At 65.0% G+C, this 14,618-nt stretch carries 13 protein-coding genes and 3 pseudogenes; 14 read left to right on the forward strand and 2 right to left on the reverse strand.

What is annotated here, in order from left to right; genetic code table 11:
- Window positions 1-55 precede the first annotated feature (55 nt).
- Window positions 56-1,093, reverse strand: a complete 1,038-nt coding sequence (locus tag AB2L57_RS09355; RefSeq protein WP_409048608.1) for a DNA N-6-adenine-methyltransferase — start codon at window positions 1,091-1,093, stop codon at window positions 56-58.
- 795 nt (window positions 1,094-1,888) lie between these two features.
- Here AB2L57_RS09355 and AB2L57_RS09360 point away from each other — a divergent pair.
- Together AB2L57_RS09360 and AB2L57_RS09365 are read left to right on the forward strand one after the other, a co-directional pair.
- Complete coding sequence (locus tag AB2L57_RS09360) at window positions 1,889-2,707, forward strand: hypothetical protein (protein WP_409046918.1); 819 nt, start codon at window positions 1,889-1,891, stop codon at window positions 2,705-2,707.
- Window positions 2,700-3,077, forward strand: coding sequence for a hypothetical protein (locus tag AB2L57_RS09365; RefSeq protein ID WP_409046919.1), 378 nt, complete (start codon window positions 2,700-2,702; stop codon window positions 3,075-3,077). Before AB2L57_RS09360 ends, AB2L57_RS09365 begins: the two co-directional genes overlap by 8 nt.
- A gap of 31 nt (window positions 3,078-3,108) precedes the next feature.
- Here AB2L57_RS09365 and AB2L57_RS09370 read toward each other — a convergent pair whose 3' ends face one another.
- The gene (locus AB2L57_RS09370; protein ID WP_409046920.1) at window positions 3,109-4,287 is read right to left on the reverse strand and encodes a hypothetical protein; all 1,179 of its coding nucleotides are present in this window, start codon (window positions 4,285-4,287) and stop codon (window positions 3,109-3,111) included.
- 1,346 nt (window positions 4,288-5,633) lie between these two features.
- Between AB2L57_RS09370 and AB2L57_RS09375 the strand changes: the two genes are divergently transcribed.
- From AB2L57_RS09375 to istB, 12 genes and pseudogenes are all read left to right on the forward strand, one after another.
- Window positions 5,634-5,903, forward strand: coding sequence for a hypothetical protein (locus AB2L57_RS09375; protein ID WP_409046921.1), 270 nt, complete (start codon window positions 5,634-5,636; stop codon window positions 5,901-5,903).
- Between the two features lie 100 nt (window positions 5,904-6,003).
- Window positions 6,004-6,414, forward strand: a complete 411-nt coding sequence (locus AB2L57_RS09380) for a hypothetical protein (RefSeq protein WP_409046922.1) — start codon at window positions 6,004-6,006, stop codon at window positions 6,412-6,414.
- A gap of 369 nt (window positions 6,415-6,783) precedes the next feature.
- Window positions 6,784-7,028: pseudogene (locus AB2L57_RS09385) on the forward strand (hypothetical protein); the annotation flags it as partial.
- A gap of 404 nt (window positions 7,029-7,432) precedes the next feature.
- A complete protein-coding gene (locus tag AB2L57_RS09390) occupies window positions 7,433-7,777 on the forward strand; it encodes a hypothetical protein (RefSeq protein ID WP_409046923.1) in 345 nt (114 codons plus the stop codon).
- 726 nt (window positions 7,778-8,503) lie between these two features.
- Window positions 8,504-8,965, forward strand: coding sequence for a hypothetical protein (locus AB2L57_RS09395; RefSeq protein ID WP_409046924.1), 462 nt, complete (start codon window positions 8,504-8,506; stop codon window positions 8,963-8,965).
- A 301-nt stretch (window positions 8,966-9,266) separates the two neighbouring features.
- Window positions 9,267-9,470 (forward strand): annotated as a pseudogene (locus AB2L57_RS09400) (transposase); the annotation flags it as partial.
- Window positions 9,471-9,612: 142 nt separating this feature from the next.
- The gene (locus tag AB2L57_RS09405) at window positions 9,613-9,801 is read left to right on the forward strand and encodes a hypothetical protein (protein ID WP_409048682.1); all 189 of its coding nucleotides are present in this window, start codon (window positions 9,613-9,615) and stop codon (window positions 9,799-9,801) included.
- Window positions 9,794-10,207, forward strand: coding sequence for a DDE-type integrase/transposase/recombinase (locus AB2L57_RS09410; protein ID WP_409046925.1), 414 nt, complete (start codon window positions 9,794-9,796; stop codon window positions 10,205-10,207). Before AB2L57_RS09405 ends, AB2L57_RS09410 begins: the two co-directional genes overlap by 8 nt.
- Window positions 10,173-11,384, forward strand: coding sequence for an integrase (locus AB2L57_RS09415; protein ID WP_409046856.1), 1,212 nt, complete (start codon window positions 10,173-10,175; stop codon window positions 11,382-11,384). Before AB2L57_RS09410 ends, AB2L57_RS09415 begins: the two co-directional genes overlap by 35 nt.
- Window positions 11,385-11,516: 132 nt before the next feature.
- Window positions 11,517-11,725 (forward strand): annotated as a pseudogene (locus AB2L57_RS09420) (IS3 family transposase); the annotation flags it as partial.
- Window positions 11,726-11,985: 260 nt separating this feature from the next.
- On the forward strand, window positions 11,986-13,545 hold the full coding sequence (istA, locus tag AB2L57_RS09425; protein WP_409046926.1) for an IS21 family transposase: 1,560 nt from the start codon (window positions 11,986-11,988) through the stop codon (window positions 13,543-13,545).
- Complete coding sequence (istB, locus tag AB2L57_RS09430) at window positions 13,542-14,321, forward strand: IS21-like element helper ATPase IstB (protein ID WP_198159083.1); 780 nt, start codon at window positions 13,542-13,544, stop codon at window positions 14,319-14,321. Before istA ends, istB begins: the two co-directional genes overlap by 4 nt.
- The last annotated feature ends 297 nt before the right edge of the window (window positions 14,322-14,618 follow it).

Raw genomic sequence — 14,618 nt, forward strand, 5'->3', positions numbered from 1 at the left:
CCAAGGCCGCGATAAAACGACGGAGTGCCCGGCGTCGTCGAGTGACGCAATCGGGCTACTGCGCCGAGCTAGATGGTGGTAGGTGTCCGTAGCAGGAGCCGAGGGCGTCGAAGAGGTCGACGAACTCTTGTACGCGGTCGCCCAGGTAGACCAGGACGACGGCGAAGGGCGCGTCCCCGGTCGCGTCTCCAAACCTGAGCCGGCCGCGCACGAAGCAGCGGGCGTATGGTGCGAGCCGATCCATCCAGGCAGTGTTCACACGAGCAGGGAGCAGGCAAATCGCTTCCGACACGCGCCCCGTGGTGTATTCGTCGACGAGCTTCGCAACCCATGGTCCGGGAGAGCCTTGAGAGTCCCAAGGAGGGTTCAAGAACACTCGTCCGCTCCACTCGCGTGAGAGTCCGTCGTCGGCCTTCGTGTAGTAGGTGCGGGCGGTGACCCAGGGCTCGCCTTCGTTTGATGCCGGATCGAGATCGATCGCACCGAAGAGTTCGGTCACCAGGTTGAGCACGTGAGGAGGGGTGTACCACTCGGTGCTTCCGCTCGCCCGCCGCAGCCTGTGGTACTCGGCGACGAGGATCTTGTCCTTTCCGGCCGCGCGGATGAGTTCGGCGGCCGCCCGGACCGCGATCAGTCCTCGTTGGACGTCATCAACGAGTTCGGCGGGGGCATGGTCGATGACGACCTTGCCGTCCCGCACGGATCGTTCACTCACACCCAGGCGCTCCGCGGCATCACGCTGGGTCAGCAGTGCGGGGTTGCCGCCGTCGCGACGACCGCCGTGGGTGAACGTTGCGAGACGCGCTGCCACGAGTGCGCGGGCGCTTTCGCTCAAGTGCCGCCGGTGACTGTTCGTGTCGACCACGAACTCGAGCGCCTCCCGGTCCGTCCCCGCGAACTCAACGAACCTGGGTTCGACTTCCGCGATCGCGCAGGCGCGCAGTCGGTTGCGACCGTCCAGGACGGCGCCGTCAGGGCGGAGGACGACGGGTTCCCGCAGTCCGTTGCGGCGGATGGAGTCGGCGAGCTCGGTCAGCTCCGGTGTTCCCATCAGCGGGTAGATCTCCGCGATCGGGCTGACTACGTGTTCCATCACCCTCCCATCTTCGGCTGGCCGCTGCGCCGTGCCGGGAGTGACGCACCAAGTGAGGTCGAACCGCGCATGGCGTTGTCATGGATGCAGACAGCAAAACAGACTTCAGCACGGAACTGGACAAATACCGCCGCAAGTACCCCGCGCGGACGGACCAGGCGTGGGCTGAGAACGCGCAACGCGTGCACGATTTCATCGTTGAGCACGCTCGCATGCCCCGGAAGGGGGATGAGCCGCGCGACCTGGCCACATGGATGCGCACTCAACACCGCCGCATCGCGTCGTCCGCCGGTAGCCAGGACGTGGCTCGGACAGCGAAGAAGGCAGAACGCGACGCGGACCGCGTCCGGGTGCTGAACGCGATGCCGGGATGGAGTTGGGGGAGCGAGGGCCCTTCATATGCGTGCTCGCAGCGACTCGTGCAGCTGGAGGCGTTCACCCGGGAGCACCATCGGCGACCAGTTCGGTCAAGAAGAGCGCAGCGAGGTGATGGGACGGAAGCGAGTCTGGCGCGCTGGCTGGATATGACGGAGCGCACGTTGCGCGAGGCAGCGAGAGGCGAGGAAGCCCAGACGCCACCCATGGTCGGGAGCGCTCACTGGAAGCTTCGTCGGCTGTACGACTTCTCAGGCGGGTTCGCCGGGCACTTCTTGGACTGAGTGCACCCACGGTGCGCATCGAGCCGGCAGGCGACACCCTAGCCTCGTCAGTTACTTGCTTGTCCGGGCAGAGGGGGAGGTCGTCGTGGGCCGAGACCTGTGGGAAGCGAACGCCGAGCACCAACGGAATGTACGAATGCGGGAGCTTGCCACGCGAGAGACGATTGCCGAATCGTCGGAGTGGCTATTCGGCCACACCGAGGTGCTTCCGGAGCCAGTTGCTGAGCAAAGGCGCCTAGAAGGCGAACTATTCCTCGAGCTGCGGTATCTTCACGCCCCGTCGTACAGCGCGCCCGCCCGGACGGATGAATTCTCGTTCCACAGACTGCGGCCGCGGTCAGACAGCATCGAGATCATCGCTGATCGCCTCACCGCGACGCGAGCCATCATCCGTGCCCTTCCCGTGGACATCGATGAAGAGCTCTGCGGGTTACCTGGCGTGAGGCTGGCGACGACGACTGACGGCGTCGCCCTGCGGCGGCTTCGCACGAGGGGTGAGATCCGATTTCCGGCAGTTACCGAAGGAGACGTGCTCCGAGAAGTCGCCCGCAACCGTGCGTCCGGAATGACGTACCTTCAGTGGAGTTCTCCTGAGCGACTCGCGCCACGAGAGCTAGATCTGATCGAGAACTCTCGGGGACTTTCTGATCACATCGTGGACGCAGCCAGCGCGGTTGCACGCCGCGTCGGCGTCCTCATCAATCACGGGACCACGTCAATCGACATGTGGACTTCCGCAGATCCCGACCAGCTCTGCGTGGAGGCGCGGTTCGACGGCATTCAGCATCTCACCGACCAGATGCTTGAAAATTTCGCGTCGCCCGCATACGAACCGCGATTGAGTCAGCTTGTTCATGACCGCCTCTATCCGCCCGCGCATCACCCCTTCCGGATCGGTCGGGCCCTCATCGATCTCCGACTTCGAGTTCACGCTTCGGACTCAGCGCATGGATGACGGTGCCCTCATCACCTGGGTCGACGAGAGGTACCCGAGCCCGATCCAACGCATCGTCGACCGCATCTGGGTTCCATACCTTCCCGAAGTCGTCGTGGAGCACGGTTGGTGGCCGCTTCTCGTCCGACTCGATACACAGCTCGCGGCGATAGATCCGAGCTACCGTCTGCGGTTCATCCGCCCGTACAAGGCACGGCTGCAGATCGAGACCATCGACGACGGCCCCCGCAGCGAAGAGTTCGCGCGGGTGCTCCGCGCCGCGGTTAGCGAGAGCGCCCGAACCTGCGAGACCTGCGGCCAGCCAGGGCGACGTCGCCGCTTCGATGAAGTGCTCTGCGACGAGGACGCGGGCTTCTTCGATGAGCCATGATTCCGTGCTCGTCGCCCGCTGGTCTGGGCGGTCAGTAGCGCAGACGTGGGGGAATCTGTGCCGGGCCAGCCGCGCCCTTCCCGGTGGCGGGGGAGTTGGCCTTCATGGCGTCGATGACGTGGTCGAGTCCTGTGTGTGCGAGTGAGATCGCGTGGAGGTCGGGACGGCCCTCCGTGGCTCTCAGGGCGTGGTGGACGCCGCGGAGCCCGGCGGCGAGCGTGACGACAGCGTGGAGCGCCGTGGGGTCGTCCGGTGTGAAGGGAACCGACGCTGAGTCGAGTAGTCGTGCGGGCTCCCAGATGTTCCCGTTGCCACCGTGTCGCCGACCCATCCCAGTTGGGCGTTCGACGGGGAGGGTGGTGAAATCGGCGACGATTCCGCCGTCGGGGAACAGGCGATCCCAGCGGGCCACCGCGACCCGACTGGCGGTGGGGTGGAGCGCGGTGCCCGGATAGTTGATGACGGCACGTTGCACCGCCCGCTTCACCTTCCGCTCGACCTCACCAGCCTCGCCGCGAGACGCGTCCTGACGGGCTGCGCAGACGAACAAAACAGTCAAGCCCGTCGCTTCCAAGCTGCGACGGTGGAGGATCGCGACGAGCTTCTCGACTTTGTCCGCGAACGCTGATCCGCTCTTACTCGCCGTCATCTCGACCGCAACCCGAAGGCCGTCCGGTCTCACCAGAGTGAGGTCGGAACCGCCCTGCGCGCCCCGCGATGGCACCTCGGCGCCGCAACCGGAGTACGCGAGCAGATCCATTCCACTCAGGGACTCGCCTAGCACCATCGACACCTGGCCGAACTCCGCAACACGAAGACCGAACTCAGAGGCGAGGACGTTGTGTCGTGCGTATTGACGATCCGTGAAAAACCCCCGACCGGACGTGACCGAGACCCACTCGGCGTAGGACAAGTACTGCTCGAACATGTCCTTCGCCTCGGACGTGCGTGCGGGTCTCAGCAGGAGCGTGCTCCGGTCAAGCGTGCTTGCGGCCAGGTCGCTCGTCGGCGAACCTATTTCGATGAGGCCGTGCACCCACAGGGCCGTCAGCAGCGAAGTTCTCCCGTTAGTCAGCCCGGCGACGTTGGTAAGCGCTTCAACCTGCTGCACGGTCATGGTGCGCCACTGCTCAAGCGCCGCCATGACGCACAGCACGTCTTCCCACAGCCGCCCGGCGTACACCCGCCTCTTCGATTCCTCGGCACTCATGTTCAACCACGCTGGAATGCGAACAACATCAGCAGATGCGAGCGCGACGTAATCATCCCGGCTGAACCACGCCGCAGTGCTGCCGCTTCGCCAAAAGCGCGCGGCGTACGGGTCGATGCGCTGACTGGTTCGGCGCAGGCTCAATGGAGTCCGCGATGGCAGATTCCGTATTGCAACAGCACGGTGCTCGCCATCGGGCGTCTCCGCGGAAGGATGCGAGTCATTCGAAGTGGTTTCGTTCACAACCAGTACCCTGCGGCGACTGGACGCAATGCAGGAGCGGCAGGCGCCTTCGCGCTCGACGAGTCGCTCCTCACCGGATGGATGCGTGCCGGCGTTCGACGGCTGACCGCGTGTGGCGAGCGTGCGTCGCTCGGTCAGTGCGCTAGCGCTGGAGGACACCGGGCCGCGCGACAGCGCTTATGCATCGATCGAGGGCGATTCCATCCGCATAGTAAGAGAGCTCGCGCCGGAGGCGCTCGCTCCGACAAGACGGTCCGTTATGCCGCAACCAGATCCGCGCTGTCTGAGCATGTTGGGGGCTGTCCCAGACTGGATACTGCGAGGCGGACCATGGGCAATTCGGCGCACGTCGGAGACTTGACGCAACGCCAGCGCGGGACCAGTTCACGAATGAACTCAAGGCGTGTGTCGCGACCTCACCGGGCACTCCCCGTGGTGTCGCATCGCGATTGGTCTGGGTCTCGGGTGCAGATGACGAACTGCGCGTTTCGGCGAGCTCCCCGACGCGCTTCGGAGCGTTGCGGAACGAACAGGATCGAGCGTCAATGCCGGCAATCCCATCGAGTAGACGACTGCTTCCTTGGAGCGCGGGCGCGGCGGTGGAGTGCTGTCTGATAGTGATCGGTGAAATAGGGGAGAAGTTCCGGGCCGTTCGCCGACCGCGCTCGGGCGAAGTACGTGTCATTTCGGACAACGCATGGCGAGAATCGAGCCGCAAAATTCGGGCGTTCCACCAACCGACCTGCTCTACCGGTGCAGCAGCAAAGCCCTCGCGTGCGCAGTAACTCGTGCGTCGCCGAAGGCGCAGCCCGACAGTGTTCTTTCGGCGTCGGGGTGGGTCCCGCTGAAGCTCGACGAGCATCTCGGGAATGTTGGGACCGTGCTCGTGCAGTTGTCGCGATGAGTTGCGGAAAGCGAACGGAACGGCGGATTCAACCGGCTAGCGCAACGGCCACGATACAGCGGGCTAGTAACGAGGAGCTATCTCGATCCATCACCGCCGACAATCTGCTGCTGATGACGTCGAGCGCGCTTCGGCGGCAACAGGGTGGCAACAGGGTGGCAACAGATGGTGCAAATCGAACCGCGAGCGGCTGAACTGATTGAGCCTGACTTTCGTTCCGTTCTTCAAGCAAGGATGGAACACGATGAACAGGAAGTATTCGTCGGAGAGGCGTGAGCGGGCGTTGCGGATGCGTGCGGAGACGCGGCTGTCGCACCCCACGATGATGGGCGCCGTTCGCCATGTGGCCGGGCTGCTCGGGATGAGCCCGGAGACGCTGCGATTGTGGCAGCGCCGCTACGAGGTGCCGGTGTTACGAGTGCCGTTGGACGATGACGTCTTGGTGCCCCGGTCGACGCGGGACGCATAGGGGCAACGCAGATACCCCGTTCCATTCGCCGCAGCGTACAGGGCGGAGAGAAGTCCTCATTAAGAATCAACCCGCCCCAGCCGGCAGACACGGAGACATCATGATCAGCAGCATCTTCACCATCCGCAGCGGACAGAGCGCCCTCGTCGCCCTCGCCGACGCCCAGGACAGCATCGTCCGCCTCATCGAATCGAGCCCGGCATACCCCGGGTACCCTCTCGAGTACGAGTACAGCGACGGTGGAGACGGCGGCGTGGCGACGCACACCCTGACGTCGGGCACCGACCTGCAGAAGATTGCGGAGGAACTCATCGCCGAGCTCGCGGTTCAGTTCAAGCGCGATTCGAGCCCGTTCGATGCTGAGGACGGCATCGCCCCGCATGCCCGGCTGTTCATGGAGACGCCGACTCAGGCGGACGTCCTCGACGAGAACGGCGAGGAAGTGCCCTTCCCCGAGAAGGGTTTGCGGGTCATCATTCGAGTTGGACTGCAGTTCGGCGACCGCATGTGACCCCGGCCTGTCGCCGGGGTCGCGGACTATCTGGTTTCGACTGAAGGGTGATGCAGTCGCTAGGAAAAGACGAGAAGGATGGGCCACAACAGGACCTTTACTCGGTCACGTTGCGACCGCTAATGTGAGCGCAATCCGAGAGAAGGGAGCCACCATGGCTCATGCATGCGAAAAGAATGGTGCTGCGAAGTGTGCGCGGTGCGCCGAGGCAGACAAGAACAGCTTCAGCTCGCACGTCTGCTCCCATTACGGTACCTGCGACTGACATTGGCCCTGAGCCACCGGCGCGCGAAAGCCTATCACTGAGACGCATCCGCCAAGCACACGAGCGGATATGCGGAAGCGCACCGAGATCCGGCGGCTCGGCCGACTCCGAAGCAACGCGACGTAAACGTGCCCGCATTCTTCGACCGACCCGGTACCAGCAACGGCCCCACAGAGGCGATCAGCGGCGGCTCGAAATCTCCGTGGATCCGCCCTTGGCTGCCGACACCTCGCAAGATTGCATCGCCCGCAGCCCGGTCGAGCGCGGAGGATTCCGGCCATTCCTGCGCACTCTCGCTCCGCCCACGTTTCCGCCATCCGCCGGGTTTACTCCTCACACCGGCTGGTGAGATCGTCCCATCTCCCCTGCGCGCGCAGTGGGCTCGTACGACATCCCATCAGCGAATGACGTTAAGTTAGTTCGCTCTTGGCATGGCACCAGTCTCTCCGTCCGACGATCTTGGCCTGTCGTGAGTCAACCCGGTCATGGAGGTTGAGTGGGACGGGATTTCCGGCGCCCTCTCTCGAGTGGAACGAAGGGATTCCCGGCTCGTGGTGACCTGCTGGGAAACGCTAAGGTCTTCACATGATCAATCAATCCTCCGTGATTGATCTCGCATCTCTGACCACCGCATAGAGCACCTTATGACCCATCCAAGGTGCGGCGAATGCCTCGCCCTTTATATGCGAATGCCTCGTCCTTATATCCAGATGAACGATCGGGGAGTTTTCTGTGGCATTTAAGACTGACGAATTGACGATTGAGACCTCTCGGTCCGTTCCGGACCTAGGGCGAGCTCTGCAGGAAATTCTGAGTAAGGTTAAGGCGACCTCGATCGAACAGATACAAAGCTCGTCGGGGGCGCTGTCAGCCTTTGACGATCGAGCAGATATCGAGATCATCGCCCAGGGCCAAAGCCTGCTCGGTCCACAGTGGGCTGTTCAGGTATACGTGGTGGACGAGGAGGACAAGCGCGCTATCCTGCTGGTTGCTCTCGGCGAGGGCGGATTCACAAGAGCGATGAGCGGCGCGCGAAACAGCCTCTCCCTGTCGGCGAGCATCAAGAGGCGGGACGAGATCGCGGCGGCGCTCCGGTAGGAGCGCAAGAAGTCGCCGCAGAGAGTCTATTCTGTGGCATGGGTGTTGTGATGCCGAGGACCTAGCGTCGCTGGCGGGTTCGGGCACTCATCGAGATGATCGAGCACGAGCCGGATCGATCGCTGCTTCGTCTCCTCCGGAATCCTCTTCGGCATGATCAACATCAGACACCAAGACCTTCGGCGTCGACACCCTGACCGGGTCGATCCGTTCTGGAAAGCAGCACTTCCGAAAGATCCCCTGCGCGGAAGGACGGGAGGGATACCAGTGCTGCCCTGCCCAGCTTTCTGAAGACTGGCGGAGGCACGCGGTGGCCCCGCGGATTCAGCACATTTGACTACGACTGACCCGGCCCCCGTTTGCGGAAGCAGAGCGCGTGCAAGATCGCATGTCACGGTGCAACTCACCATGGACGAAACATCGCGCGATGCTGCAGCAGCCGCTCAGTACATCGGATGGCCAATTTGAAGCAGTTCCTCTTACAGACAGCCCCAAAGCCTACGAGCGAAGTCCAGCTACTGCACGCATACTCGGTCGCGCCTTAAGCGCGATGAAGCTCGACAGCTACGCCGACTCAACGTGATTCGGCCCCGAAGCCTCGAACCTGCGACTGGGAGACCCATGTTCGGATCAGCGAGATACGAAGCATCTGTTCTTGAAACGGGGCGCCTTCGCCGTTACGCGAAGAAGGTAGCGACGCAAGCGGTCTCTGGCGGTCAAGCTAGAATGAGCGACGAGTATAAGGGGCACTCCGCCTGGTATTTGGGCGCGATCCCGTCCGAAGGTGTATGGCACCGGCAGGATTTCCGGCCGCACAATCCCCGGTACGTCGAATCACACGAGGAACGCGGCCGCCTTGTCGCGTTGGCGGCCTCGGGTGATCTGATTCACGCTGAGTATGAGGTCTTCGCGGCGGTCACGACCAACGACCCCGGTCCCGCAGAATGCTGGACGTCCGCCGCCAAGGCATCCGAGCTTCGATGGATACCGATGGAAGATTCCGATCTCACGATGCTGGATCGACCCAACCTGGGAAGTTATCGCGACGCGCGGCGGCTGCCCGGTCATCACGAGATAGTGCGAATGGAATTGCGCTCTGATTACAGGGTCACCGTGCACGCACGCGGGGTAGGCCTATCTAAGGCGTTGAATCAGCTCTTTCTGGCCTCGGGCGGAGGGGTTCCCTAGCGCCAAACGGCAAACTCATGTATCAGAGTTTGACCAGGCGAGACTGCACTGCAGGTGTCGTCACTGTCAGGATCGCGATCGCAGTTCTTCTCGGTGGGTGCGCGGGCGACGTAGCGGGCGCGGCTCGCGTCAGTAAACTGCAGACGCGCGACGTCGACCTCACCCGGGACATCGGCGACGTACGGCCAGACGACATCAGTGGATGGGCTCGTGCTGTCGCGGCAGCAACAACGGGCGTGAGGAACGAATCGGTGACAACTGATCGTTAGTGCCGCGAGGCGCTGACGAGAAGGATGTCATCATGCCCGGTCCCTCTCCCCAAGAGTTCCGCGAGGACGTCGTCGCGGTCGCAAGGCGCCGTGAGAGCGGCGTCACCGTCAAGCAGATCGCCACTGACTTCGGCATCAGCGAAGCGACTCTGCAGAACTGGCTCCGCCAGGCCGATGTCGAGGAAGGCAGTCGACCTGGTCAGACCGCGGCGGAGGCCGCGGAGGCACGCGAGTTGAAGAAGCGGATCCGTTTGCTTGAGCAGGCGAGCGAGGTGTTGCGTCGTGCGACAGCGTATCTGTCGCAGGCCAACCTGAAACTTGGTGGCTCCCCGAAAATGACATACCCGCTCGTTGCTGAGCTCGCCGACTCGGGTTTCCGTGACGGTGTCGTGCCGGGTTCTCAAGCTCGCCCGCCAGTCCTACTACCGCTGGCGGAACGACCCTGTCCGCAGCGCCGACGTGCTCCGCGCGTATCGGCTCAACGCGCTCCACGACGCCCACGGCGAGGACCCGACGTTCGGCTACCGATACTTGGCGGGCGCGCCGGGCCGGGTGGCGGATGAGTAGGCGGACGGCGTGGAAGCTGTGTTCTCAGCCCGGGATTCTCTCCTCTGCGCAGCGCTGTCGGCGCGGGAAGGGGAAGAAGGCTGGGCCGCCGGTGTTCGATGATCACGTGCAGCGCCAGTTCCGTGCGGACGCCCCGAACCGAGTCTGGCTGACCGATATCACGGAGCATTGGACGAGTGATGGCAAGCTTTACTGTTGCGCGATCAAGGACGTCCATTCCAACCGGATCGTCGGCTACTCGATCTCGGATCGGATGACCCGCGAAACTCGCCGTCGAGGCGCTCCGCAAGGCCGCGACGAGACTCAGCTAAAAGGTCCGGGAAGGGCTGCGCGTGCCTCACGTAGGAATGTCCGCGTAGTTCCCTGGGGTGATGAGCAGGGAGTTGTCGATGGCGGCGCGCCGTGAGATCACGAAGAAGTTCGCCCGCGAGTATGCGAAAGCAGGCAAGGAAGAGAAGGGCCGGCTGCTGGACGAGCTTGTGCACGCGACAGGCTGGACGCGTGATCACGCGCGCCGCGCGATCCGTGCCGCGAACGCACGCAAAGGTGCCGCGCGCGATCAGCAGCGTAAGCCGCGTGAGCGGAAGTACTCCTACGATGCGCTCGTGGTGCTGCAAGAAGTCTGGCGGCTGTCCGGGCAGCCGTCGGGAAAGTACTTCGCGGCGATCATGGACGACACCCTCGAACGCCTCGTCCGCTTCCGTGAGCTCGGCAAGGTCGAGCAGCGGGTCACACCGGAGGTGCTGGACGAGTTGCGATCGATGAGCGCCGCGACGATCGACCGGTACCTGAAACCGCACAAGGACGCCGCCTACCCGGTCGCGGTCTCGGGCACGAAGCCGTCCCACATCCTGCGCTCTTCGATCCCGACGCGCACCAGCATGGACGCCCCGCTGACCGTCCCGGGGTTCCTGGAGCTGGACACCGTCGCGCACTGCGGCCACTCCCTCAAAGGCGAGTTCCTGCGCACCCTGACCGGCACCGACCCGGTCGCGGGGTGGACGATGCTGCGCACGATCCGCAACAACGCCTACGTGCACGTGCACGGCGCCCTGGAATGGATGGTGAAGAACGCGCCCGTCCCGGTCGCCGGGCTCGACTTCGACAACGGATCCGAGTTCATGAACTGGGGCGTGATCGCCTGGGCGGACAAGAAGGAGATCCCCGTCACCCGGGGGCGTCCCTACAAGCACAACGACAACGCGCACGTCGAGCAACGCAACGGCGACTGGGTCCGCAAACACGCGTTCCGCTACCGCTACGAGACCGAGGCGGAGATGACCCTGCTCAACGAGCTCTGGGATTTCGTGATGGCCCGCAAGAACCATCTGCTGCCCTGCGTGAAAGCGATCGACTGGACCCACACCGCAGCCGGCCGGAAGAAGCGCGTCTACGACAAGCCACGTACCCCCTACCAGCGGTTGCTCGACGCCGGTGTGCTCGACGAGAAGACCCGCGCCCGACTGGAGCGCGAGCATGCGAAGCTGAACCCGGCACGGATCACCCGACGGATCAACCAGATCCAGCAACAACTCATCGAACTCGCCGCCGCCCGCACCCAGGGCACCCGCCCCGCCGCCTGAGCTACGCGGACATTTCACGTGAGGCAAGCATCACTCACTCCCGGACATCTTGACGTGAGGCAAGACGGGCCGTCACCCGCGGCGGCGACGTTGCCGGATGCATCCTGCACGCCGACAGGGGCAGCCAGTTGAGACGACGCCGCGATGGAGTCGTTCTGGTCGCTGTTGCAGACAAACGTCCTCAATCACCAACGGTGGGCCACCAGGCGGGACCTGCGCCTTGCGATCTCGTCTGGATCGAGCGGAAGTATCACCGACAGCGAGCACCGGACCCCCTCGGTGGCTTGACGCCCATCGAGTTCGAAGCAAAGCTAACCGAGCCGCTTACCCTCGCGGCCTAAACCCAACCTGTCACCAGTTCGTTTCACGCCCCCGTCCAGTCGGGTCCGAGCTTCGCCAAGCGCTCCCTGTCGGTGGCCATGGAAAACTGCCCGTAGGCGGTCACGAGACCTGCCCGTAGGTGGCCAGGAGAACTGCCCGTTGGTGGCCATGAGTTCTGCCCACGTCTGATGGTTCCGCCCCGCGCGTCGTCGCGATGGTGGGGCCCCTTCCCGGTTCGATGACGGGTGCTTAGGTCGTCGTCGCCCGGGAAGGGGCTGTGTTGAAGTCTGACGGAGAAGTCATGGAGATTCTGGAAGCGTTCGATGCGACGGGGTCGTATCGGGCTGCGGGGCAGCTCGCGGGTTGCTCTCATCACACGGTCGCCGCGTATGTCGCGGCGCGGGACGCGGGCCGGCCTGTCGGCGCTGCGGCGCGCAGGCCGCGCGTCATCGACGAGTTCCTGCCGAAGGTCGAGGAGTTGGTCGAGAAGACGAAGGGCAAGGTTCGGGCCGACAAGGTCCACGAGGTGCTGACCTCGATCGGGTTCGAAGGGTCGGAGCGGTCGACCAGGCGGGCGGTCGCTGCGGTGAAGGCGTCGTGGCGGGCGGGGAACCGTCGGGTGCATCGGCCGTGGGTCACCGAGCCGGGGCTGTGGTTGCAGTACGACTTCGGCGACGGGCCCGTGGTCGGCGGGGTGAAGACGGTGCTGTTCGTCGCCTGGCTCGCGTTCAGTCGGTTCCGGGTGGTGATCCCGATCCGCGACAAGACCCTCCCGAGCGTGTTCGCCGCGTTGGATCGGACGTTCCGGGCGGTCGGGGGCGCGCCGACGTATGTCCTCACCGACAACGAGAAGACGGTCACCACGATGCATATCGCGGGGGTCCCGGTCCGCAACGCGCAGACGGTGTCGTTCGCCGCGCATTACGGGGTCACGGTGCTGACCTGTCAGCCCGCGGACCCGGCCTCGAAGGGTGGCGCGGAAGCGTCGGTGAAGCTCGCGAAAGCGGACCTGGTGCCCACCGATGCGAACCTCCGCGACCAGTACGCCTCATTCGGCGAACTCGAGGCGGCCTGCGACGCGTTCATGGACGACGTCAACGGGCGGGAGCACCGGGTGACCAAGCGGCGCCCGGTCGAGATGCTCGCTGAGGAGCAGCAGCGGCTGCACCCGGTCCCGGGTCGTGCTCACACCATCGCGTTCGGAGTGTCCCGGCGGGTCGGGGAGAACACGCCGATGGTCGCGTTCGAGAACGGGCAGTATTCCGTCCCGCACCTGCTGATGGGCGCGGAGGTGTTCGTCCGTGTCCAGGGCGCCGCTGACTCCGAGCGGGTCGTGATCGTCCACCACGGCATCGACGGGCCCGTCGAGGTCGCCCGACACGACCGCGCCCGCCCCGGGACCCCCAGGATCGACGACGCCCACTTCCCCGCCCAGCCGGGGGTGAAGGTTCCCGGCGACTACACGATCAAGGCCCGCAGCACCGAGGAGGCGGAGTTCCTCGGTATCGGTCACGGCGCCGCGGCCTGGCTGCTCGAGGCCGCAGCGGCCGGGACGCAGCGGATGAACCAGAAGATGCGGGAAGCCGTCCAGCTCGCCCGGATCCACGGGATCGAGGTCGTCGACGAAACCCTCGGCACCGCAGCCGCGTATGGCCGGTTCGATACCGGTGATCTCACGTCGATCCTCGGCAGCCGGATCACCGCGACGCCGGCGAGAGCGGCGTCGGAGACCCGGTCGCTCGCGCAGGGCACGTCCGGGTGGGCCGCGATCGGCCAGCCGCGGGGTGTGATCGTCCCCGTCGTCGAGATCATCGCGACGGACGAGGAGGACGAGCTGTGAGCGTCGCGACCCCTGCCGCCCCGCCGATCCCGGCCGAGTTGGAGCAGACCATGCGGCAGCTGAAGATGCCCTACGCCCGCGGCATCGCACCCGACGTGTTCGCGACCGCAAGGGCACAACGCTGGGAACCCGCGGAGGTTGTCAAAGCACTCCTCGACGCCGAGATCGCCGGCCGGTCCCGGTCCATGCTCGCCGCCCGCCGCAAGGCCGCCGGGTTCCCCACCGGGAAGACCTTCGACTCCTGGGACCAGTCCCTGTCGACGATCCCGGCGCCGACCCAGCAGGCGTTGCGGACCCTGGAATGGGTGCACCGGCGGGAGAACCTCGTGATCTGCGGGCCCGCCGGGACAGGGAAGACGTTCTTCCTCGAAGCGCTCGGCCAGCACGCCGTCGAACAAGGCCTCCGCGTCGCGTGGTTCCGGCTCGAGGACCTCGGCGCGCTGATCCGCGCGCACCGCGTCGACGACACCGTCACCCGCACCGTCGCCCGGATCCTCCGCGCCGACCTCGTCGTCGTTGACGACATCGGTCTACTCGGCGTCGGCGACGACGCCGCGGAAGGCCTCTACCGGCTCGTCGACGCCGCCTACGAGAAACGATCGATCGCGATCAGCTCGAACCTGCACCCCTCCGGGTTCGACGAGCTCATGCCCAAGACCCTCGCGACCGCGACCGTCGACCGGCTCCTCCACCATGCCCACCTCGCGCAGACCACCGGCGAGTCCATCCGCCTCGCGCAGGCCCTCGCCGGCACGGGGGTGACCCCCATGACCTGACCCGGCGGGACTGCCTCACGCGGCCAGGGCCACCACAACCCGGTGGGCAGAACTCCTGGCCGCGAATGGGCAGTTCCACTGGCCACCAGCGGGCACTTCCGCTGGCCGCCTATGGGCAATTCCTACTGGCCGTTGACAGCTCCCCAACCTCTAGTTCACCGAGTGCGCCGAGACACCAGAGCCCCGGGTCGAACACGCGCGACCCGGGAGCGGTCGGGGGACACCGGCCTGAGCGCTCAGGCACGCAGGAATCACTGCCGCGGCGGGGACCGATCCGACCGCGTCCGCGGGTGCAAC

It is taken from the genome of Microbacterium sp. HA-8, from assembly GCF_046111165.1.
In the GTDB taxonomy this organism is placed as follows: Bacteria; Actinomycetota; Actinomycetes; order Actinomycetales; family Microbacteriaceae; genus Microbacterium.

Coding starts and splice junctions, on each gene's coding strand:
- AB2L57_RS09355 (WP_409048608.1), bottom strand. CDS start 1,093: ATGGAACACGTAGTCAGCCCGATCGCGGAGATCTACCCGCTGATGGGA.
- AB2L57_RS09410 (WP_409046925.1), top strand. CDS start 9,794: ATGAGTAGGCGGACGGCGTGGAAGCTGTGTTCTCAGCCCGGGATTCTC.
- AB2L57_RS09395 (WP_409046924.1), top strand. CDS start 8,504: ATGAGCGACGAGTATAAGGGGCACTCCGCCTGGTATTTGGGCGCGATC.
- AB2L57_RS09415 (WP_409046856.1), top strand. CDS start 10,173: ATGAGCAGGGAGTTGTCGATGGCGGCGCGCCGTGAGATCACGAAGAAG.
- AB2L57_RS09380 (WP_409046922.1), top strand. CDS start 6,004: ATGATCAGCAGCATCTTCACCATCCGCAGCGGACAGAGCGCCCTCGTC.
- AB2L57_RS09360 (WP_409046918.1), top strand. CDS start 1,889: ATGCGGGAGCTTGCCACGCGAGAGACGATTGCCGAATCGTCGGAGTGG.
- AB2L57_RS09365 (WP_409046919.1), top strand. CDS start 2,700: ATGGATGACGGTGCCCTCATCACCTGGGTCGACGAGAGGTACCCGAGC.
- AB2L57_RS09370 (WP_409046920.1), bottom strand. CDS start 4,287: ATGAGTGCCGAGGAATCGAAGAGGCGGGTGTACGCCGGGCGGCTGTGG.